The 18,957-nt window shown below is 62.3% G+C and carries 19 protein-coding genes and 4 pseudogenes; 13 read left to right on the plus strand and 10 right to left on the minus strand.

Annotated features, from left to right (window positions below):
* Positions 1 to 59: 59 nt before the first annotated feature.
* Together OKW41_RS20355 and OKW41_RS20360 are read left to right on the plus strand one after the other, a co-directional pair.
* Complete coding sequence (locus OKW41_RS20355) at positions 60 to 551, plus strand: HrpB1 family type III secretion system apparatus protein (protein WP_429573766.1); 492 nt, start codon at positions 60 to 62, stop codon at positions 549 to 551.
* Positions 552 to 1,000: 449 nt separating this feature from the next.
* Positions 1,001 to 1,948: a hypothetical protein gene (locus OKW41_RS20360; RefSeq protein WP_429573767.1), complete on the plus strand. Its 948-nt coding sequence runs from the start codon at positions 1,001 to 1,003 to the stop codon at positions 1,946 to 1,948.
* 124 nt (positions 1,949 to 2,072) lie between these two features.
* On the opposite strand, the gene OKW41_RS20365 is transcribed toward OKW41_RS20360, so the two are convergent.
* Complete coding sequence (locus tag OKW41_RS20365; protein ID WP_429573768.1) at positions 2,073 to 2,621, minus strand: hypothetical protein; 549 nt, start codon at positions 2,619 to 2,621, stop codon at positions 2,073 to 2,075.
* A 117-nt stretch (positions 2,622 to 2,738) separates the two neighbouring features.
* Positions 2,739 to 4,670 carry a hypothetical protein gene (locus tag OKW41_RS20370; protein WP_429573769.1) on the minus strand — a complete coding sequence of 644 codons (1,932 nt, stop codon included), beginning with the start codon at positions 4,668 to 4,670 and terminating at the stop codon, positions 2,739 to 2,741.
* Between OKW41_RS20370 and OKW41_RS20375 the strand changes: the two genes are divergently transcribed.
* The gene (locus OKW41_RS20375) at positions 4,645 to 5,148 is read left to right on the plus strand and encodes a hypothetical protein (protein ID WP_429573770.1); all 504 of its coding nucleotides are present in this window, start codon (positions 4,645 to 4,647) and stop codon (positions 5,146 to 5,148) included. The two genes, OKW41_RS20370 and OKW41_RS20375, sit on opposite strands and share 26 nt — an antisense overlap.
* A gap of 231 nt (positions 5,149 to 5,379) precedes the next feature.
* Here OKW41_RS20375 and OKW41_RS20380 read toward each other — a convergent pair whose 3' ends face one another.
* Genes OKW41_RS20380 through OKW41_RS20390 form a run of 3 tightly spaced genes read right to left on the minus strand, consistent with a single transcriptional unit; the run spans position 5,380 to position 6,645 of the window.
* Positions 5,380 to 5,853: a GNAT family N-acetyltransferase gene (locus tag OKW41_RS20380; RefSeq protein WP_429573771.1), complete on the minus strand. Its 474-nt coding sequence runs from the start codon at positions 5,851 to 5,853 to the stop codon at positions 5,380 to 5,382.
* Positions 5,850 to 6,230, minus strand: coding sequence for an HrpB1 family type III secretion system apparatus protein (locus tag OKW41_RS20385; RefSeq protein WP_429573772.1), 381 nt, complete (start codon positions 6,228 to 6,230; stop codon positions 5,850 to 5,852). The genes OKW41_RS20380 and OKW41_RS20385 overlap by 4 nt, the downstream gene beginning before the upstream one ends.
* A gap of 16 nt (positions 6,231 to 6,246) precedes the next feature.
* Positions 6,247 to 6,645 carry a hypothetical protein gene (locus tag OKW41_RS20390; protein ID WP_429573773.1) on the minus strand — a complete coding sequence of 133 codons (399 nt, stop codon included), beginning with the start codon at positions 6,643 to 6,645 and terminating at the stop codon, positions 6,247 to 6,249.
* 265 nt (positions 6,646 to 6,910) lie between these two features.
* Here OKW41_RS20390 and OKW41_RS20395 point away from each other — a divergent pair.
* Positions 6,911 to 7,650: pseudogene (locus tag OKW41_RS20395) on the plus strand (IS6 family transposase).
* Positions 7,651 to 7,734: 84 nt separating this feature from the next.
* On the opposite strand, the gene OKW41_RS20400 reads toward OKW41_RS20395, so the two are convergent.
* A complete protein-coding gene (locus tag OKW41_RS20400; protein WP_429448189.1) occupies positions 7,735 to 8,631 on the minus strand; it encodes an AraC family transcriptional regulator in 897 nt (298 codons plus the stop codon).
* Positions 8,632 to 8,772: 141 nt separating this feature from the next.
* Here OKW41_RS20400 and OKW41_RS20405 point away from each other — a divergent pair, with 141 nt between their 5' ends.
* The 4 genes from OKW41_RS20405 to OKW41_RS20420 all read left to right on the plus strand — a co-directional run bounded on the left by OKW41_RS20405 (position 8,773) and on the right by OKW41_RS20420 (position 11,892).
* Complete coding sequence (locus OKW41_RS20405) at positions 8,773 to 9,270, plus strand: hypothetical protein (RefSeq protein WP_429448187.1); 498 nt, start codon at positions 8,773 to 8,775, stop codon at positions 9,268 to 9,270.
* A 159-nt stretch (positions 9,271 to 9,429) separates the two neighbouring features.
* Positions 9,430 to 10,212: an alpha/beta hydrolase gene (locus OKW41_RS20410; protein ID WP_429573774.1), complete on the plus strand. Its 783-nt coding sequence runs from the start codon at positions 9,430 to 9,432 to the stop codon at positions 10,210 to 10,212.
* A gap of 509 nt (positions 10,213 to 10,721) precedes the next feature.
* The gene (locus OKW41_RS20415) at positions 10,722 to 11,156 is read left to right on the plus strand and encodes a MipA/OmpV family protein (protein ID WP_429573775.1); all 435 of its coding nucleotides are present in this window, start codon (positions 10,722 to 10,724) and stop codon (positions 11,154 to 11,156) included.
* Positions 11,137 to 11,892: a response regulator transcription factor gene (locus OKW41_RS20420; RefSeq protein ID WP_429573776.1), complete on the plus strand. Its 756-nt coding sequence runs from the start codon at positions 11,137 to 11,139 to the stop codon at positions 11,890 to 11,892. Before OKW41_RS20415 ends, OKW41_RS20420 begins: the two co-directional genes overlap by 20 nt.
* A gap of 7 nt (positions 11,893 to 11,899) precedes the next feature.
* Here OKW41_RS20420 and OKW41_RS20425 read toward each other — a convergent pair.
* Positions 11,900 to 12,118 (minus strand): annotated as a pseudogene (locus OKW41_RS20425) (transposase domain-containing protein); the annotation flags it as partial.
* A 17-nt stretch (positions 12,119 to 12,135) separates the two neighbouring features.
* On the opposite strand from OKW41_RS20425, the pseudogene OKW41_RS20430 reads away from it, so the two are divergent.
* From OKW41_RS20430 to OKW41_RS20440, 3 genes and pseudogenes are all read left to right on the plus strand, one after another.
* A pseudogene (locus tag OKW41_RS20430) lies at positions 12,136 to 12,342 on the plus strand (transposase domain-containing protein); the annotation flags it as partial.
* A 34-nt stretch (positions 12,343 to 12,376) separates the two neighbouring features.
* Entirely contained in the window at positions 12,377 to 13,354 is a 978-nt protein-coding gene (locus tag OKW41_RS20435; protein WP_429448179.1) for an MFS transporter, read from the plus strand.
* The gene (locus OKW41_RS20440) at positions 13,239 to 13,622 is read left to right on the plus strand and encodes an MFS transporter (RefSeq protein ID WP_429448177.1); all 384 of its coding nucleotides are present in this window, start codon (positions 13,239 to 13,241) and stop codon (positions 13,620 to 13,622) included. The genes OKW41_RS20435 and OKW41_RS20440 overlap by 116 nt, the downstream gene beginning before the upstream one ends.
* 133 nt (positions 13,623 to 13,755) lie before the next feature.
* Here the strand turns inward: OKW41_RS20440 and OKW41_RS20445 are convergent.
* Both OKW41_RS20445 and OKW41_RS20450 read right to left on the minus strand, forming a co-directional pair.
* Positions 13,756 to 14,262: pseudogene (locus OKW41_RS20445) on the minus strand (transposase); the annotation flags it as partial.
* Between the two features lie 129 nt (positions 14,263 to 14,391).
* Positions 14,392 to 14,973, minus strand: coding sequence for a TetR/AcrR family transcriptional regulator (locus OKW41_RS20450; protein WP_429573777.1), 582 nt, complete (start codon positions 14,971 to 14,973; stop codon positions 14,392 to 14,394).
* 255 nt (positions 14,974 to 15,228) lie between these two features.
* Between OKW41_RS20450 and OKW41_RS20455 the strand changes: the two genes are divergently transcribed.
* Positions 15,229 to 16,479 carry an alpha/beta fold hydrolase gene (locus OKW41_RS20455; protein ID WP_429574350.1) on the plus strand — a complete coding sequence of 417 codons (1,251 nt, stop codon included), beginning with the start codon at positions 15,229 to 15,231 and terminating at the stop codon, positions 16,477 to 16,479.
* On the opposite strand, the gene OKW41_RS20460 is transcribed toward OKW41_RS20455, so the two are convergent.
* On the minus strand, positions 16,368 to 17,267 hold the full coding sequence (locus OKW41_RS20460) for an AraC family transcriptional regulator (RefSeq protein ID WP_429448173.1): 900 nt from the start codon (positions 17,265 to 17,267) through the stop codon (positions 16,368 to 16,370). The genes OKW41_RS20455 and OKW41_RS20460 overlap by 112 nt on opposite strands.
* 170 nt (positions 17,268 to 17,437) lie before the next feature.
* Between OKW41_RS20460 and OKW41_RS20465 the strand changes: the two genes are divergently transcribed.
* A complete protein-coding gene (locus OKW41_RS20465; protein ID WP_429573778.1) occupies positions 17,438 to 18,391 on the plus strand; it encodes an aldo/keto reductase in 954 nt (317 codons plus the stop codon).
* Positions 18,392 to 18,957 lie beyond the last annotated feature (566 nt).

Below are 18,957 nucleotides of genomic sequence, written 5' to 3' on the forward strand. Positions count from 1 at the left end.
CGGCGCGCTGCCGCGCGGGCATGGCTTCCATGGGCGGGACTTAGGCAGGCGAGGATATCGTGAGTGATACGGAATGCAGGGATGACGTTGCGGGCGGCTTGACCAAGGTGCTGTGGACCGCGTCGCAACTCGACGACGAATCCGACTTCGACGATCTGCTCGAAGCGATTCGCGTGCTCCGGCCGCGGTGGAGCGGCGTCGGCACCGTGATGGCATGGCGCTATGTGCGTCGGCGCGCGTGGATCGACGCGCGGCGCGTGCTCGAAGACGACGTGCCGGAGGCGAGGCGCTCGGGCCTGCATGCGGCGTTGATGGCCGTCTGCCTGTTCGGACTCGAAGATCCGCTGTGGCACGGCTACGCGCGCAGCGCGGCCGAGCAGCAGGAGAATCCCGACGCGGCAGGCATCGGCAATCGCCTGCTCGAACAGGCGGCGCGCCTCGAAGGGCGCAACGCGCCGCGGGTCGAACCGCGCGCGCCGGCCGCCAGCAGTGCGCCCGGCACGCACGACGGCGGCGGCTTCGCCGCACCGATGAGCTGGATGCGAGCCTGACGCTCGCGTTGCTTGCTGCCGGCGCACGATACGAATCCGTGAGCGGCTGCGGCCGCTTCGCGCATCGCGCGGTCGTCCGAAACGCGCGGCGATCCGGCAGCATTTCTCGTCCTGCCTGATGTGTCGGCGCCGGCGAATTAACGCCGGCTCGCCCACGCCATTCCCTCCGATACGCCTCACATAACGGCGGCGTGCAGCGCAAGCCCGATGCGCCGCCGCGCACATCGCGCGATGCCGCGCGATCGCCGTCAAACGTCCCGTTGTTCTGCGCTGTTTTCGCGTTGGTGCTGCTTTCGCGTTTCCGCAGCAATGTTCGCGTCGGCGCCCGGATGGGCTTCGGGCGGCTCCTACACTGAACCCGTCAACGTCTCATCGACGAGGTCGGGCGAGTGCCCGACGGTTGTTTCTCGACACATCCCACGTCACTTCACTGCACAGGAACGAACATCATGTCCGGTATGAGCACGATCAACGGCAACTACGGCCTCCAGGCCACCGACTTTCTGCCCAATGGCGGGATGACCGCCAACGGCAGCAATTCCGGCGCGACCGAAGTCATGGAAGAGATCATCGCGATGCTGAGCCACGCGCTGGCGCAGTTGCAGCAGGGCGGCCAGGGCGGCGGCACGTCCAGCGGCGGCACGCCGACGACCGGCACCACCGGCGGTACGGGTGGTACGAGCGGTGCGGGCGGTGCGGGCGGCACGGGCGGTGCAACGACGATGAACCCGCAGAGCGCGTCGGGTGCGCTGGCCGGCTACATGGGCACGAACGGCAACGACTCGCTCAACATGAACGATCTGTACAAGCTCGCGCAGGGCCAGGCGGCCGGCGGCAACGGACAGACGCCGTCGCCGGCAGTCCAGCAGGCCGCGCAGTACATGATGTCCAACCCGGGCGTGTTCAATCAGATCGAGACGCACGACGTGGCGGGCGCCGACGGCAAGTCGGGCATCGCCAACTTCCAGAACGCCGCTCAGGGCGATTTCCCGATTTCCGCGCCCGGCAGCACGTCGACCACCGGGTCGAGCGGCACGACGCCGTCCCTGCCGACTGCGACGACGCCGTCCACATCGACGACGCCTCCCACTACGCTGACGAGTACCGGCGCGAGCACCCAGCCTGCGATGAACGAGCAGACCGCATCGGGCGCGCTCGCCGGCTACATGGGCACGAACGGCAACGGCTCGCTCGACGTGAACGACCTGTACAAGCTGTCGCAAGGCCAGGCGGTCGGAGGCAACGGCCAGAAGCCTTCGACGCAGGTGCAACAGGCGGCCCAGTACATGCTGGCGAACCCGAGCGTGTTCAACAAGATCGAGACCAACGACGTGGCCGGCGCCGATGGAAAGTCGGGCATCGGCAACTTCCAGAACGCCGCGCAGGGGCTCGTTTGAGCAACCGATAGCGAAGCGCGGGACGCATTGCTTAAAGGCAGCGCGCCGACGCTTTACCAAAGCAAGCGGCCGTACGGCGAACATCGTCGTACGGCCATTTTTCTGGGAGGCGGGGGGCGAGCGCCTACGGTCCGACGCGGTGCCGCATCGCCTCGTCGAGCGGGCTCCATTCGATCTGCGCGACAAAGCCGTCGGCGGCCGCGATCACCACCCAGCGGCGGTACTCGTGCACGACAGTGCCGGGCGCAAACTCATGCGCTTCCTGCCACGCGGTGGCGCGGCGCACGAACACCCGCTTGCCGTTGAGCGGCGCGATGCATTCGATCAGGCCGCACGCGCGCACCGTCCGCATCAGCTCGGCGACCGGGCGCGTGTAGTCGAGCGTGCGCTGCGCGTCGGTCAGACGTGGCCAGTAGCTGCCGCCGCTTTGCGGCCGGCTGTCCGCCCACAGCGCGGCGAAGTCGGCGGCCACGCGGCTCGCGAGCCGGCGTGCCGACATCTGCAACTGAAGCTGCAGCGTTTCGTGCCACACGTCGGCGTCTAGCTCGAACGAGTCCTCAGCGAGGATGTCGCCGGTATCGAATTCGGCCGCGATGCGATGGCAACTGACGGCCCAAGTGCGGCGGCCTTCGAGAATCAGATGACGCGGATGCCGCGCGCGTGGCGCGCGCATCGGAAGCGCGGTGCGGGCGCGCGAAGCGGCGTGTGCTGTCGCACGCGGTGCCGCGAGGTCCAGCAGAAAGTCCGCCCGAAGTTCGAGCCGAACTCGCCGCACTGCGCGGCCAGGCATTCACGACCGTTTGCCGAGCTGCTGCTTGATGCCGGCCTCGGCCGCCTGGTTCGGATCCGACTTCTTCAGCCCGGGCTGGCCGATCATCGCAGCGACCGCGTCGCGGTGATTGGGCGCGGCCGGCACGCCGTCGCGGGCATCGCGCGTCGCGAGTTCGGCCTTGGCCATTTTCGCGAGCAGCAACGCGGCGTCGCCGTCCGCGTACCCGGTGTCGGTCAACAGCGTATGCGACGCGACGATGCGCGGGTCCGTCGCTACCGCTTCGATCGCGCGCTTTTCGCGCCGCGCGCGTGTGAGCCCGAGTTCGTCGGGCACGGCGGCCAGTGCGCGCAGCATGTCGCCATCGGCCTGCCCGAGCCCCCCGCCGACGATGCTGCGAATGTGCCCGGCCACGAGGTTCATTTCGGCTTCCCTGTAAGCCTTGCCCTTGCCGGTATCGATGTGCCGGCCGGCCGCGAACCGCGTCCCAAAGCTGCGCTGCGAAGCCACCGCACGCTCGGCGTTGTCGTACAGGTGGCGGTAGGCGCCGGCCACTTCCGCGGCCGAATACTGGTGGCCCGTGTCGCGCTCGATCTGCTGCAGGTCCCGCTCGAAGCGGCCCGAGTCGCGCTTCACGCGCCGGTCCACTTCGGCGGCCTTTTCATCGCGCAGGTTCTGGCGTCCCTCGACGAAGGGCTTTTTCAGGTCGAGCGCTTCGCGCAACGCGTTTGTCGCGTGGCCGCTCACCACCATCGGCAGCAGCGCGCCGTGCGAGCCGCCGATCAACAGCCCGCTGCCGACGAGACCGATCGCCGACGTCGTCGCCTGGTACAGCGCGCCGTTGCGGCGCTTGCCCTGGTTCTCGGCGATGCTCATCACCGTCAGCACGTCGCGCGCGTGTTGCGTGAACGGATGCGCGTCGTCGCGCGCAATGCGGCCGAGCTTCGCGCGGTCGTATTCCCATTTGCCGCCGCGCTCCGTGAGCAACTGGTTTTCCGGTAGGCTCGGATCGTGCCGGGCCTCGGGCGTGGCCGGGTCGGGCGTCGGATTGGGCGTCGTCTTGCGCCGCGCCGCTTCGGCGGCGGCATCGCGGAACTGCTGCACGTCAACGGCCAGCATTTGCCCGAGCTTGTTCGCATAGCGCTGCTGGACCGTGTGCGCCGCGATGGCCGTGCTGCCGTGCGCGGGCAGATTGACGAGATCGGTGAGTGGCGCCGTGTCGTAGTTGAAGTGATCGTGCACGCCGGTGCTGATGCCGTTCATCGCATCCTTCAGCGGCCTTTTGCTTGCGAGCCGGGCCGGCGTCATGCCCTTGCGGTGCACGCCGAACTTGTCGGCGAGACGCTTGATGAAGGCGCCGCTGTCGCCGCGCGCCGGCACGAATGCGCCGATGTCGTCGATCGCATCGCCGGCAGCGGATGCGATTGCTTTCGCGGCGCGGCGCGGCAGCGTCGGTGCGTTCGGCTGCGGTGGCTCGGCAGTCAGACGGAGCGCGGTCAATATCCAGTGCGCGCGCTGTCCGCGCGGATGCCCTGTGTCTGCTGCGATCTGCCGGAGTTTTTGCGTGTCGTAGCGGGCGATGCCGTCGCGGCCGCGCGTCACGTAGCGGTTCTCCGAGTTGCGCAGATCGTATTTGGCCTGCGCGGCGCGCTGCTCGTCCACCGTCAGGTCGGCCAGCTTGTCGGGCGACGGCGCACGGCCGATGCCGTCGCGAATCGCTTCGTCGTGCGCGTCGGCGTCTTCGCGCAGCAACTCGCTCAGCTGCTGCGCATTGCGTTTATGCAGCCGCTGCTGCGTGACGGGACCGTGGCTCGGTGCGGGCGCAACGGAATCGTCTGCGGGCGGCGTCGATGCGGTGCTGGCGGAGTGGGTCGACGCCGCTTCGATGTCGGCGGCCGGCGCGGCCGATTCGTCGACGGCGTCGTCGATGCGCTGCTGCGACGAGCCTGGCAATGAGGCGGCGGATTGCGAGCGTGGCAACGATGCGACCGATTGCGAGTGCGGCGACGACAAGGGCGAAGCCGGTTCGGCCGGCGTCGAATCTTGCGGCGACTTGGGTGTGCTGCCCGCCGCTGGTCTGCCGGTGCCGCTGAGGTCATTGGACGAAGGCTCAGCCGCAACGCTCGGCGACACCTGCGCAAGCGGCGGCGCCGACCCCGAGCGCGTCGCCGCCAGGTCCGGCATCGACAACCGGCTGACGGGCGAGCGCGGCGCAGGGCCATCGGCCTGCGAGGCGGACCCGCGTCGCGCGGGCTTCGGCGACGCGTTCAGATTGTCGAAGATGCCCCGGCCGGACGGCGCGGTCGGCGGCGTGCGTGGCTGCGGAGCCGGCGCGACGCTCGACTCGCGCGGCGCGGTATCGAGCGGTTCCGGTGACGGGCGCGCAGACGTCGACGCGATGGAAGAGTTCGAGGACATGTCGGTGCGCTGAATGATCGATCGATGCCATCGACTATCGTCGGTTCGTATGACGTTACGATGTTCAACAGACAATATCGGCGGGCAATCGCGTATCGGTCATCGAACGAGACACGCGCGCGTTGCATCGCGCTGCAGCGAGAGAGGGAAAGGGCGGGAAAAAGAAAAGACCCCGCGTGGACGCGACGGACGCGGCATGACGAACGACGCGTCAAAAGCGCAGCGTTAAGCGGACCGCGTGAGCTTAGCCGCGCGACGACGCCGCGCGCGAATCGGCAGCGGCGATCGGATGCCGACGACGCCGGCGCGGCTGCTTCGACAGCCGATGAACGATGCGTCCGTCTCGCGTGCCGACCACGGGCCAGCCGTTGCGACGCATGAATTCGAGGCACACCGCGTTGTCCGCCGCAACCTCGACCAGCATCTCAGCCTTGAGCGCGAACAGCCATTCGAGCGCCGGGCGCAAGAGCAGCGCCCAGCGCCGGTGCCACGCCGGCAGCACAGCGATATGCGCGGCTTCGCCGTCGAACACGATGCCGCCGATCGGATCGCCGTCGTATTCGAAACCGATCGACGGACAGTCGCGATAGCGCGCGATGAAGTATTCGCGCGTCACGATGCTCAGTGCGTGCGCGTCGCCGGGCCGTGTATAGCGGCTCGCGTCGGCGTCGTAGTAGACGTCGAGGTCGACGCGCGGGGCGAGCCGCAGATGCTTCATCGCAGCAGCGCGTGAATGTCGTCGGCTTCAGAGCAGCCGAGCAGATTGCGCATCGCGCGGCGCACGTGCGGACTGGGGTGGTCGCGTCCGGCTTCGGCATAGCGGTGCCAACCCGGATCGTTCAACCGTCGCAGGCAAAGCGCCTTTAGATGCGGGCACTCGTCGTCGGGCAGTCCGTTGACGAGTTGCCACGCGTCGCGCGCGTGGCCGCGCTGGATCGCGATCAGCACCGGGAAAATCAGCAGCTCGCGCGTGTGCGGATAGTCGGTGTTGAGCGTGTCGAGCAACGTCTGCGCGTCGTCGAGGCGGTTCGCGCGGAGCGCGTCGACGAGCGCCTCGGCAAGCGGCGCTGCGCCGGAAAGGGTGGGCGTCTGCATCGCGTGGGCCGTCGCGTCAGACCTTCAGGAAGCCCGGCTTCATCCCCGCGGGCAGTTTCTCGCAGAACTCCTTCGTGCCGGCGAGGTCTTCGAGGCTGATGCCGTCGTCATCGCCTTCCTCCTCGTCCTTCCCACTCTTGATGCCGCACTCTTCGAGCGCGCCATCGAGCAGATTGTTGGCCGCGCTCGATTCGAGTCCTTCCGGCGTCAGCTCGACCGCGCACGACGCCGTCTTGATGCCGCCGGTCACGAGGTTCTTGCCGCCCGCCGCCATTTCCTTCGGGTTCAGCGTCAACGCGCCGGCGGCGAGTTCCGCGCCGCCTTCGACGATCTTGCCCACGCCCTTGGCGACGCCTTCGACGGCCTCGCCGATGTCCTTGAAAACGCCGTGCACTGCTTTGTCGAGGAGACCCATGAGATTCACCGTTTGCCGATCAGTTCGATTGCGTGCCGGCCGGATCGCACGGCACGCCGGCTCCATGCCGGACGCCTGCGGGCAATGGTAGGCAAACGGCGATGCGGCGCCGCTGCCCAAGCGAAGACGCGGCGCGCGGTGCGAAGCGGCGGTGGAGCGGCAATGAAGCCGGCCCCGACCGCGCTGGCAACTGTCACAGACTGTCAAAGATAATGGCGCGCGCCGGCGTTGTCACGTTCGCGGGCTGGTCGGCTAAGATGAAGTGATGAAAAAGACGAAATCGCGCTACCACGGTCACCGGTTCCCGGCGTCAATCATCAGCCACGCCGTTCGGTGGTATTTCCGCTTTCAACTTAGCCTGCGCGATATCGAGGAGTTACTGTTCGAGCGCGGCGTGGTTGTCAGCCATGAATCGATCCGACGGTGGACGAACAAGTTCGGTGCCGGTTTTGCGCATCAGGTCAGGACTGCCCGGCGCAAGCCGGGCAGCACATGGCACCTCGACGAAATGTTCGTGACGCTGCGCGGCGAGCCCTGGCTGCTGTGGCGTGCAGTCGATGAGCACGGCATTGAACTCGACATCCTGCTTCAGAAGCGCCGCGACAAGGCCGCTGCCAAACGCTTCTTCAAACGGGTGTTGGCGGCCTGTCCTGCGGCGCCGAAGAAAATCGTCACCGACCAGTTGCGCAGCTACCCGGCCGCGAAAACAGAGATCCCTGAGCTGGCGAATGTGAAGCACGTATTCGTCAAGGCCTGCGCACGCGTGAACAACCGCGCTGAAAACAGATCCATCAACCCACGCGTGAACGCGAGCGCCGGATGCGAGGTTTTCGCTTGCCAGAACGCACGCAGTCATTCCTGTCGTGCTTCGGTCCGATCCGCCAGCACTTCGCGCTCAAGCGTCATCTGCTGCGCGCCTCGCTCTATCGCAAACAGATCGCCGCGCGATTTGAAACCTGGCGTCTCTTCACTGGGATTGCCCAAGCTCCGTCCACCGTGTTCTGAGACACGACTGTCCTTGCCGATATCTCGTCAGGGGACAGTAACGTGACAGCGCCCTGCCCAGTTCTCGCCAAGGTGTCTTGGAAATTATTGAGGCACTGCGGTCGTCGGTCTCGCGTCTCGAGGTGTGTGGCCGAAAAACGTCTTGTACGCGCGACTGAAAGCGGCCTCGGACTCGTAGCCAACAGACATGCCAACCTCTCCCACACGCGCATTGCCTTTGGCCAACATGTCCCGGGCGACGGTGAGACGAAATTCGTTGCGGTAACGCAGCGGGGATTTGCCCACAAGCGCCGTGAAGCGTTCGCAAAAACTCGAACGGGACATTCCAGCGACAGCGGCGAGCCCATCAATAGTCAGCCCTCGCGGGGGCTGCTCATGGATTGCCTTTAAAGCCCGAGCGATGCGCTGATCTGCCAATCCGCCCAGCCAGCTGGATGCGTGACCGTGATGAACCCAAGCCCGCAACGCGCGAACAACAAAGAGATCGATCATTCGCGAGACCATCAGCGCGGAGCCTGGTTGGTCATTGCCGGCTTCATGCAGAAGAAACTTCATGAGGTTGTCGAGCCATCCCTCTGTCTCCGTGTGTCGAAGGTGGATCAGGGAAGGCAGCCCGAAAAGTAAATCCTGCAGACTGCCAGGATCAAACCAGAAACTGCAGACGACTACGGTCGCCGGTTCATTGCAAGCCGCGATTCGTAAGTCGCAAGGCCCACGCGGTAACAATACCAACTCGCCCGATTGAATTTCGGAAGAGGTTACATGATCACCTGCAATTTTTACGATGCCTTCGGTGACTGCGCACGCGTACGGGCTCCGCGCTGACATTTCCAGCTGGGCGAGCGGCGGCAATTTATATGAATAGGCACAGTCACCGGTCATACGCATGCGCGCGAGCACCTGCGACAGGAGATCGCCATTAGCTAGGCCAGCAAGTGCCAATTCCGGAAGAATGGACAAATTTTTCCCAAGTTCGGTCATGTCAATTTGAGCTTCGTGAGCCTAAAGTAAGCCTCGGTCAACAAGAGAACTGTACGTGGATTGTATGGCTAATCCGGCCCACGGATTGGCCTAGCCTAGCCTGGCCATCTTATCTGCCTTTCATGCAAGAAGGATTTGACTATGTTTGGAATTTCGTCGCTGGGCTGGGTTCACACGCTTGGCAGTCTACCTGCGATCCCCGTGGCCGTGTATATGTTCGTCCGTCATGGTCGAATCGTGCCCCGCTCGATTCCGGGAGCGGTGTACTTCTTTGCCATGCTGATCGGTTCTCTGACCGTGTTTCTCGTCGCACATCAAAGCATCAGTTACGTAATCGGTGTCGCTGCACTTGTGTTGCTATTCGCCGGTTATGGCGTCGGGCGCATACCGTTGCCCGGTCGAATCGGTGTCTATGCCGAAACCTTCTGTCTGACACTGACCGCCTTTGTGTTGATGTTTCCTACGGTTACCGAAACTTTAAAGCGCGTGCCTAACGGACATCCATTGGTGACCAATCTTAAGTCGCCTCTACTTATCGGTGCGCATGGCGTGCTTGTGGCTGGGCTCATCCTGGGCCTGATAGCTCAAGCCTACTGCCTGCACGGAAAATCCCTCGCACGTCGTTCGACACAAGCATAGGTTTGCCTGGAGACCGTCTTTCCGTCTTCATTATCTGCCGTGGTAGTACCGTCTGCAGCGAACCGACCGCACGGATGACTGCCAGAGATTGATTGATCGATTCCCGAACCCATTAACGAAGTTGCCAATCTGATCCCATACGCTTTCTGGAGAAGTCTGATGAAGTTGAATGCGTTTGTCTTTGCAGGAATTGCTTGCGGCGCACTTTTCGGCACCGCGCTATCGTTGGCGAAAGACCAGAGCGTAGCTCCTTCTGCTCCCATCAAAAATGTCGTGTTGGTGCACGGTCTCTTTGCCGACGGATCCAGTTGGCAAAAGGTGATTCCGCTATTGCAGACGAAAGGCTTGCGCGTCACCGCGGTACAGAATCCCACTACGTCGCTTCAGGCTGACGTTGCCGCCGTGAAGCGCGTGCTGGCACAACAGGATGGCCCGACGCTGCTCGTCGCGCACTCGTATGGCGGTATGGTGATCAGCCAGGCAGGCGACGATCCCAAAGTGGCCGGGCTCGTATACGTTGCTGCGCGTGCGCCCGATGCGGGCGAGGATTATTCGGCGCTGACAAAGAAATTCCCGCCGGCGCCGGCATCGGCGGGATTGCAGTGGTCGGATGACGGCTACGGCAAACTCTCCGAGCAGACCTTCATTAACGACTTCGCGGGCGACCTGCCGAAGTCAGAAGCCGAAACGTATTACGCCGTTCAACAGCCGATGGGCAGGGCCATCACAATGGCAAAGACAACGGTCGCCGCATGGCGCGACAAGCCAACGTGGTACGTGGTGTCGACGGAAGATCGCACCATCAACTCGGATCTGGAGCGCTTCATGGCAAATCGCATGCACGCACACACGATCGAGGTCAAGGCGAGCCATATTGTGCTGATATCGCATCCGACCGAGGTCGCAGATCTGATTCTCGAAGCGACCAATGCGCAGAAGTAGGCTTGTAATCGTCTCGCGTTGCGCTACGAGATAGATTCGTGAAGAGATAACGCCTCCGTGGCCCCGGGCCCGGCTCGGTACATCGTGCTGGCCTTTGTACACACCACGCTTATCATTTTTGGATCGCCTGTGAAGCAAACGTTTTATCTACGACATTCTTTTCTGATAGTAGCCGCATCCGTTCTTGTATTCTCGACTGATGTGTGGGCAGACAGCGTAGAAGCCGAATCTGGCGCCGATGATTCCGGCCTTACGGTCCTTAGCAGCGCAACCAACGTGACACATTGGGGCCTAGGTGCAGGCGTTGGCATTGCGGGTTCGCCGTATGTCAGCGGCGACACCAAATACACACCGATACCGCTCATTTATTTTGATGATAAATAGGTTCACGCGTACGGCACAACGATCGACCTGAAATCGGCAACTGGAGCAACATTAACGTCGCACTGCGTGGTTACTACGCGCTCGCCGATGGCTACAGAAACGATGATGCTCCCATCCTGAGCGGAATGCAGAACCGCAACCCCGCCTTCTGGTATGGTACGGCACTCGCCTGGAAGACTGGATTTGGCACATTGTCGGCTGACTATCTGCTGGGTGGTAATCGCGGCGAACGGGCTAAGATCGACTACAGCCGATTGTTTGGCTTTGGCAAGTTCTCAGTGGAACCGTACGGCAGCGTGGAATGGTTCAGCAACGACTACATCAACTACTACTATGGCGTGCGGGCATCGGAAGCTCGTGCAGGACGCCTCGAGTATACGGCTTCGTCCGCGTACGCCGTGTCGATCGGTACGCGAATCAACTACAGCCTCACGCGTAAGCAGAAAGTCACGCTGGATGTCGCTGCAAAGCATTTCACAGACGGTATCACTGAAAGTCCCATCGTGGGGCGGCGGTACCTGCCTGCACTAGCGCTCGGTTATGCTTACCAGTTCGAATGAGCGCGCCGTCATGTTCCGGGTAGCGATCGTCGAAGACAAGGTGGTGCGTGCAAAGACCATACATCGGGCTCTTGCAGATGCGGGAATCGAGTCTGACGTGTTCCGTAGCGCTTCTGAAGCCGGTTCTGGAATTGACGCCAGCAAATACGCAGCGCTGATCGTCGAGCGCGGACTGCCGAACGGCGAAGGTCTTACTGTTCTGCGGACCTTGCGCACCGCTGGTCGGATTGCCTGGGAAGCGGCGTCGACCACGTTTTGTCAAAACCATTCGCCATGCACGAGCTTTGGCACGTGTGCGCAAGCTGTTCGTCGAGCGGTATCGCTCTCAGCGCCTGTCACCGAGGCCGGAGACATCACTATCGATTCTCGGCAGCACGCAATGCGTTGCGCACACCGCTCAGTGCAACTCGCGCGGGCCGTGTTGCAAATCATGCTGTGCGTGATGAAGGCGGGCGGCCGGACCGTTCGCTATGCAATGCTCAGGCGCGCGGCGTCGGGGCCGGGCGAAGTCGTTACAGAGAGCGCGTTGGCGGTTGCAATGCGTCGCTTACGCAAGAAGCTGGCCTCAGTAGGCACGAAGCATCAGCTCGCGAGCATCCGAGGAGTGGGCTTTGTGCTGCTGGCGTCGGCCGCTTTGTCTTGCAATTTGCCACAACAAGGTGCCAAAAGGTTGGTCATTTGTAAGCGCGCAATTCAGCACACCGCAGCGATCGACGAATCCGCACGAATGCAATAGTTATGGATCAGACTGGGTGAGGTGCTGCAGGCGAGAGCTTCGCGAAGTTGAATGGCAGCAGATCGGTGATATCGGCATCCGGGGAGCGCTGCGGCAGTTCGGTGAGTACGTGCAGGAGATAGGCACACGGCTCGACGTTGCAGGCGCGGCACGTGAGCATCAGACTGTAGACCATTGCACGGGTTTTCGCGCCAGCGACTGTATCGCTGAACATCCAGGAGGACCTTTGATGCAAATGCTTCTCTAAACAGGGGCGGCTGGCTGTTCGCGGACACTGTCGGCGGCGCGACTGCGAGCGCCAATTTTTACTCTCTCGTCGAAACCTGCAAAGCCTGTCGAATCGATCCGTACCGTTACCTCACCTTGCTGTTCCAGCGATTGCCTCTGGCAAGACTGTCGACCACTACGCTGCGCTGCTTCCCTGGGGGCATGCCAGCTCAGCTTGGATGAGTTATAGATTTGCGCGTAGGAAATCCACGACCTCATGGTCGATCTGGCGATGAATCTCCACACGATCGATCCCGGGCGCATCCCGGCAGATCAGTGCCACACTGGCTGCGACCGAGGCCGGACAAGGATCAATGAAAACGAAGTGGTTGCCTGGCACACGAATGGCACGCGAGATAGGCAGGCGACGCTAGGGGGCAATGTATTCACCCCGGACAGTTCGCACTTCAAGATTGCTCTACTCGCCGTGACTGGCGACAGCAAAGGTGCAAAGCTGCTTGCAGCCTTTGGCGTCTACGCACTCGGTTTCATAATGCGCCCGTTGGGAGGCGGGCTTCTCGGTGTGCTTGCAGATCGTCATGGACGACGAGCGGCGCTGTCTCTGTCCGTGCAACTAATGGCGCTCGGCTCTCTGTTGCTCGTCGTCGTGCCTACCTATGACAGAATCGGCTTTGCCGCGCCGGTTATTGCGACAATTGCACGCCTGATGCAAGGGCTGTCCACGGGCGGTGAGTTCGGCGCGGCCATTACCTTCCTTGGCGAAACGGCACCCTCGAACAAGCGCGGCCTGCATGGCAGCTTCCTGTTTTTCGGCACCGGCATCGGCCTGATGTGCGCATCCGGCATTGTGTGGCTACTTAACGAATTCCTGACGTACGGTCAGATGATTGCATACGGTTGGCGTGTCCCGTTTGTCATCGCTACGCTTAGCGGCATCTATGCTTGGTGGCTGCGCCGTCGCGTCGCGGAAACCGCGATCTTCGAAAAGGCGCGCGCTGAGGGCAAACGGGAGATGGGTTCGGTCCGCGCACTATTCACGACGCACCGTAGGTCAGTCTTTACGCTGATCGGCGTCTCCATCTGCGACACGTTTGCGTTTCTATCTGTTCGCCGTCTACGTGCCGGTCTATGCGATCCAGCGCGCAGGTGCTGCACCGTCCACGGCCTACGCGGCAAGTTCGTTTTCGCTCGCGATCTACACCGCGGTGCACCCGTTCTTCGGCATGTTTTCTGACCAGTTTGGCCGTCGCCCGCAGATGTTCGTGTGTGCGGGCTGCTATACGCTGTTCTTATACCCAGTGGTGCTGTCTGTGCATTCGACCTTCTGGTCAATTGCAGGCATCGAGATTTTCGGTCTGGTGCTCTATGCGTTTTTTTCGTCCGTCGTCCCCGCAGTCCTTTCGGAAATGTTCAAGACGGAGATCCGCACCGTGGGTATTGGCCTGCCGATCAACATCGTCATTGCGGTTCTTGGCGGCACGACACCTTTCCTGATGGCGTAGCTGCAATCCGTCCATCATGACAACTACTTCCTGATTTATGTGTCGGTCGGATCATTCATCACACTCGTGACGGTCTGGCGTATGAAGGAGACGAACGGCTGCTCGCTGACTGATTAACAGTTTTATGATGTGATTTTTGTAGCCGTTCCGCGCCGAAGGTTTGTCGGGTCAGCCCGTGAGCTGCGCGCACCTGTGCTTCGAGTTGAAGCTCTTGCTCAGCGTGTAGCGACAGCGGCCGTGTGCGGCAGGCATAGTAGCCGCTGATGGACACGCCCGGGAACCGGCACATCGGCGGCATGGGGTAATACTGTCGCATCTGTTCGATAACGCCGTACTTCGCCGCGAGTCCTTAGCGAAGTACGCCGAAGACTTTTTAACAGATCGCGCTCCATCTTCGCTTCTGCCAACCGTCGCTTGAACCGCCCCCCGCTCCGGCTCGATCTCTGTCAGTGGTTTCTGGGTTCGCCCGACGTTCTCCGGCTTGCCGTCCTTTGCCGCGCGAACCCAGTTCGCCAACGTCTTCATCGAAATATACAGTCGACATGCAGCTTCAGACACGCCCACGCCGTCAGTCACTGCCAGCTTGACTGCTTCTTCACGAAATTCCTTTCGTGGATACGGCTTTGGGGATTCGGTTCATCAACGCCTCCATTCCTCAATTCTACGGAATGTTGGCGTCCACTTTTTTCAGCCGACCACACGTGAAAGACCGACGCTCGTCATAGGGTGATCGCTGCCATTCTCGTCCGACCGAGAACATCGGACCGGATCATCCCTCGGGGGCAGCCCACCTTTGGGCACTAACCTTTGCCAGTGCCTCAAATACAGCCGGCGAGCGTTCCAGGCGGGCGATCGTCCGCGCGCCTTCGAGGGCGGCCACCAATGCGGCTGCGGTAGAGGACGCGCGCGCGGAAGCGAAACCGCACCCCGTGAAATGCTCCGCAATAATCGCGGTCGACTCAACAAAACCGCGCGCTACCCGTTTGGTCAGCTCAGCGTCGAGCGCGGGCAACTCATTCGCCAGATTTTGCATCAGACACCCATACTGGAAATCAGAGGCGACCATCTCAGCCGCAAATGTGCCGAATATCTGATGAACAAAATTCAGAGCATCACCCGTCGTAGTCGCCGAGATGCCCCGTAATACAGCAATTCGTTTCGCAACGTAATTGTCGATTGCTTCTTCTGCAAGTTGTGCCTTGCCGCGTGGAAAGTGAAAGTAGAACGATCCTTTAGGCGCGCCGCTTTCCTCGAGAATCTGGGTCAATCCGGTCGCAGTGTATCCCTGGATGCGAAACAGTCGTTCGGCCGTTTCAATAGCGCGAGCGCGCGCGTCAGTCTTACGTGTCATGCCGAAAAACTACCACGTTTCGCTTGACGCCGCTATGGCGGTCGCCATACTATGGTGGTCACCATATTTTGGACTTCAATAGTGCCCCTCGACAAAATGAAGCCATCGGCATCCCGACGAGCCGTCTTAGCGATGGGCGCGGCCGGCCTGGTAGCTGCTTTACTTCGACCGGCCCGCGCAAACCCTACAGGAGAAAGTGATTTGGCCACGCCAACATATGCCGAAGGAACGCTTCCCAAGGGGGTCCGCTCGCGCATGATCCATGGGGTCAACGGCCTCGATGTCCATGTTCTCGAGGCAGGTTACGAGAGCCCCGGCCGGCCGCTGGCACTGCTTCTGCACGGCTTTCCCGACCTGGCTTACGGCTGGCGACACCTGATGCCAATTCTGGCTGACGCCGGCTACCATGTCGTGGCGCCCGACCAGCGGGGCTTCGGCCGCACCACCGGTTGGGTGAACGACTATGACGCCCAGCTAGCGCCCTTCAGCCTTTTGAATATGACGCGTGACGCCCTTGGGTTGGTTTTGGCGTTGGGGTATCGGCGTACGGCAATGCTCGTCGGGCACGATCTCGGCTCGCCCGTGGCGGCGTATTGTGCGCTAGCGCGGCCTGACGTCTTTCCCTCGGTGGTGCTGATGAGCGCACCGTTCCCTGGGCCGCCGGCGCTTCCGTTCAACACCGCGCAGAGTGGCGCATCGTCGGTTCAACCGAACACTGAAAATCAGAAGTTAGCGGCCGCGCTGGCAGCGCTCGACCCGCCGAGAGAGTATTACCAGCAATACCTGAGCACACGGGAGGCGAACCATGACATGTGGCGTCCCCCTCAAGGCTTACACGCATTTCTTCGTGCATTTTTCTACGTCAAGAGCGCTGACTGGCCGGGAAATAAGCCGCATCCGTTGAAGGCGCTAACCGCCGCAGAACTTGCACAAATGCCCACCTATTACGTCATGGATCTCGGCAAGACGATGCCCCAGACAGTCGCTCCATTCCAACCTTCCGCCGCCGAGATCCTGACGTGCAAATGGCTCACCGAGCCGGAACTCGGGGTCTACACGCAGGAGTATGGCCGCACTGGGTTTCAAGGCGCCCTGCAGGCTTATCGCGTCTTTTCCGATCCTGATCTGAACGCTGAGTTGCGCCTGTTTCCGGGCAAGACGATCGATGTCCCGTCGCTCTTCATTGGCGGGAAGAGCGATTGGGGCACCTATTCGGCGCCTGGCGCGCTCGATGTAATGAGGACGAGGGTGGCGACGAGAATGGGGGACATTGAGCTGATCGACGGCGCCGGTCACTGGATCCAACAGGAGCAGCCGGTTCGGCTCAGCGAGCTCCTGCTTGCCTTCATCAAGGAAGTGGCCGGACCGGACCACATAGCGGTTAGGTCAAGAACTCAAGCGACCACTGCCAAGCCCGCCGAAGCGCGCAAGCGGGCTATGTCGCGCGCCGGCGGTTCTCCAAAGTGGCGGCGATATTCGCGACTGAACTGCGACGCACTCTCGTAACCCACGCGGAGCGCGGCAGTCGTGACGTCGATGTCCTGGACCAGCATCAGGCTGCGCGCGTCCTGCAGCCTGAGTTGCTTCTGGAATTGCAGCGGCGTCATCGCCGTCACAGCGCGAAAATGCTCATGCAGGCTCGACGGACTCATGCCTACTTCCGCGGCAAGCCGCTCGATGCTGAACCGTTCCCGAAAATTCTTCCAGATCCAGGCGATGGCGCGGCCGACCTGGGCCACCCGACCCTGGCTGAAGGTGATGTGGCGCATCCTGGCGCCGTCCGGGCTGGCGAGCAGGCGGTAGAGAATTTCCTGCTCGGCAAGCGGCCCGAGCACGGGCAGCGCTGCCGGATCGTCGAGCAGGCGCAGCAGGCGTAACGCCGCGTCGAGCAGCGCGGTGCCGGCGTCGGACACTGTCTTGCCTACGGGCGGGGATGGCGCTCCCGACGGTGGCGGCACGCGCAACGCCAACTCCCCCAGCATGACCGGATCGAAATCGAGGTACAGGCAGAGATAGGGTTTGTCAGGCGTCGCCTCGACCACATGGCCTGTCACCGGCAGGTCGTAGGTCACGACTCCATAGCGCCCCGGTGCATATCTGAACACGCGGTCGCCCAGTGTGACCTCCTTGTGCCCCTGCGCGACGAGGCACAGTTGCGGCCGGTAAACATTCGGCATCGGCATCGTCACCGTGGAGGATCGAACAAGCGTCACGCGTTCGATTGGGGTGGCCTGGAAGCCATCCTTCGAGACGTGTCGGGCAATCACGGAAGCGATTTCGGTCAATGTTTCCATGAATCTGACTATCGCACGCGCGCGGGAGGGCGGCAATGCGAACCGTGCTTCTGGAGGATTGGGCAGTAATTCCGGCGCATCAGGCTCACGGTTCGACGTCGCCGCGCATCACAGTGTAGGCGGCGCCCAGGTCACAGCAAACCCGGCCGCAGAACAAGCATGGAGCAAACATGACAATCGATAATCTGAAGACCCCCACGGTCGCACTGGGCACCTGGGCCTGGGGCGACAGCGGCGAGACTGGCAACGGCTACTTCGGCAGCCAGCTGACTCAGGCTGGCCTGGAAGAGGTCGCCGACAAGGCCCATGCGGCCGGGTTCATCCTATGGGACACCGCCGTGGTGTACGGCATGGGCCGTTCCGAAACCGTACTCGGGGAAGTACTGAAGCGCTACGCCCGCAGCGACTACCAGCTCTCCACGAAGTTCACCCCGCAGGCCGCGGGAACCAGTGACGATCCGGTGGCGGACATGCTGGAGCAGAGCCTGACCCGCCTCGGTACCGACTACATCGACCTCTATTGGATTCACAATCCCGCCGATGTGGCGCGGTGGACGCCGCACCTGATCCCATTGCTGAAGAGCGGGAAGGTCAAACATGTCGGCGTCTCAAATCACAACCTGAGCGAAATCGAACTCGCCGACCAGATCCTCGGCGAAGCCGGGTTCCGGGTCGAAGCCGTCCGGAACCACTACAGCCTTCTCTACCGCAGCTCTGAGGATGCCGGCATCGTCCACTACTGCCGCAGCCACGGCATCCCATTCTTCGCCTATATGGTGCTCGAACAGGGCGCCTTGACCGGCAAGTACAGTCCGGAGAACCCGCTGCCGAAAGGCAGCAACCGGGCGGAGACTTACAATGGCATGCTGCCTCAGCTGAAGGCGCTGACGGACAAGCTCGCCTCGATCGGCCAGAAGCAGGGTGCAGCAGCTCCCGACGTCGCGACGGCTTGGGCTATCGCCAAGGGAACGACGCCGATCATTGGCGTCACCAGGCCCAACTACATCGATGGTCTGGTCCGGGCCACCAGCATGACGCTTGCCAGCGACGACATTGCAGAGCTGGAAGCTCTCGCCGACGCGGCTAACGTGAACACCCAAGGCTGGTGGGAACAAGAGTTGTGAGTCTGAAGCTTCGCTGTGCCCAAGTCCTCGGACCGCCGTTCCGAGCCATACCGCAGGCGGTTATTTTGTTCTGCGGGGATGATCGCCTGTGAATATGTCGGCCGTCGGAGCAAAGCCGATGAAATCTGGTCAGCTTCGGTACCGCATCGGGGCCGACGCCTTCCCTCGACCTTGCGCTGCGAGGCGCCAAAGGATCGCTGTTCGTTACGCGCGCTTCGATAGCTCAGTAGACTGCAAGCCTGAAGAATTGGAAACGGCAGCGGCTGCTGTGTTTGAGATACTGAGGAACGGCTTTCTGAAGGCGGATACTCCGAAGGCAGGTTTGCGCGGAGCAGTCCTCTTGTAACTCATCGGCAGTGTTCTCGGACTTCTGTTTCGTTCGACGCCAGTAGCTGGGATGCTTGGCGCGCCAACGCGCCACCCGCGCGACGTACTCCATGCTGCGGCAATAGTCGTGGTTCTCGGGTTTGGCCTGCTATTGGCGCTGGCTGGCGCCCTTGCTCGCGTGACGACACAAGGGTCCGCTGCGGTACCTGCGGGGATCTGGACGAAACCAGGCCCCGCAA

The organism is Paraburkholderia sp. UCT70 (assembly GCF_050434085.1).
GTDB classification, from domain to species: domain Bacteria; phylum Pseudomonadota; class Gammaproteobacteria; order Burkholderiales; family Burkholderiaceae; genus Paraburkholderia; species Paraburkholderia tuberum.

Excerpts from the sequence above, each read along its gene's own strand:
- OKW41_RS20360 (WP_429573767.1), top strand. The coding sequence starts at position 1,001 with ATGTCCGGTATGAGCACGATCAACGGCAACTACGGCCTCCAGGCCACC.
- OKW41_RS20365 (WP_429573768.1), bottom strand. The coding sequence starts at position 2,621 with ATGCGCGCGCCACGCGCGCGGCATCCGCGTCATCTGATTCTCGAAGGC.
- OKW41_RS20375 (WP_429573770.1), top strand. The coding sequence starts at position 4,645 with ATGCGCTGCTGCGACGAGCCTGGCAATGAGGCGGCGGATTGCGAGCGT.
- OKW41_RS20380 (WP_429573771.1), bottom strand. The coding sequence starts at position 5,853 with ATGAAGCATCTGCGGCTCGCCCCGCGCGTCGACCTCGACGTCTACTAC.
- OKW41_RS20385 (WP_429573772.1), bottom strand. The coding sequence starts at position 6,230 with ATGCAGACGCCCACCCTTTCCGGCGCAGCGCCGCTTGCCGAGGCGCTC.
- OKW41_RS20390 (WP_429573773.1), bottom strand. The coding sequence starts at position 6,645 with ATGGGTCTCCTCGACAAAGCAGTGCACGGCGTTTTCAAGGACATCGGC.
- OKW41_RS20400 (WP_429448189.1), bottom strand. The coding sequence starts at position 8,631 with ATGACCGAACTTGGGAAAAATTTGTCCATTCTTCCGGAATTGGCACTT.
- OKW41_RS20405 (WP_429448187.1), top strand. The coding sequence starts at position 8,773 with ATGTTTGGAATTTCGTCGCTGGGCTGGGTTCACACGCTTGGCAGTCTA.
- OKW41_RS20410 (WP_429573774.1), top strand. The coding sequence starts at position 9,430 with ATGAAGTTGAATGCGTTTGTCTTTGCAGGAATTGCTTGCGGCGCACTT.
- OKW41_RS20415 (WP_429573775.1), top strand. The coding sequence starts at position 10,722 with ATGCAGAACCGCAACCCCGCCTTCTGGTATGGTACGGCACTCGCCTGG.
- OKW41_RS20420 (WP_429573776.1), top strand. The coding sequence starts at position 11,137 with ATGCTTACCAGTTCGAATGAGCGCGCCGTCATGTTCCGGGTAGCGATC.
- OKW41_RS20435 (WP_429448179.1), top strand. The coding sequence starts at position 12,377 with ATGGTCGATCTGGCGATGAATCTCCACACGATCGATCCCGGGCGCATC.
- OKW41_RS20450 (WP_429573777.1), bottom strand. The coding sequence starts at position 14,973 with ATGACACGTAAGACTGACGCGCGCGCTCGCGCTATTGAAACGGCCGAA.
- OKW41_RS20455 (WP_429574350.1), top strand. The coding sequence starts at position 15,229 with ATGATCCATGGGGTCAACGGCCTCGATGTCCATGTTCTCGAGGCAGGT.
- OKW41_RS20460 (WP_429448173.1), bottom strand. The coding sequence starts at position 17,267 with ATGGAAACATTGACCGAAATCGCTTCCGTGATTGCCCGACACGTCTCG.
- OKW41_RS20465 (WP_429573778.1), top strand. The coding sequence starts at position 17,438 with ATGACAATCGATAATCTGAAGACCCCCACGGTCGCACTGGGCACCTGG.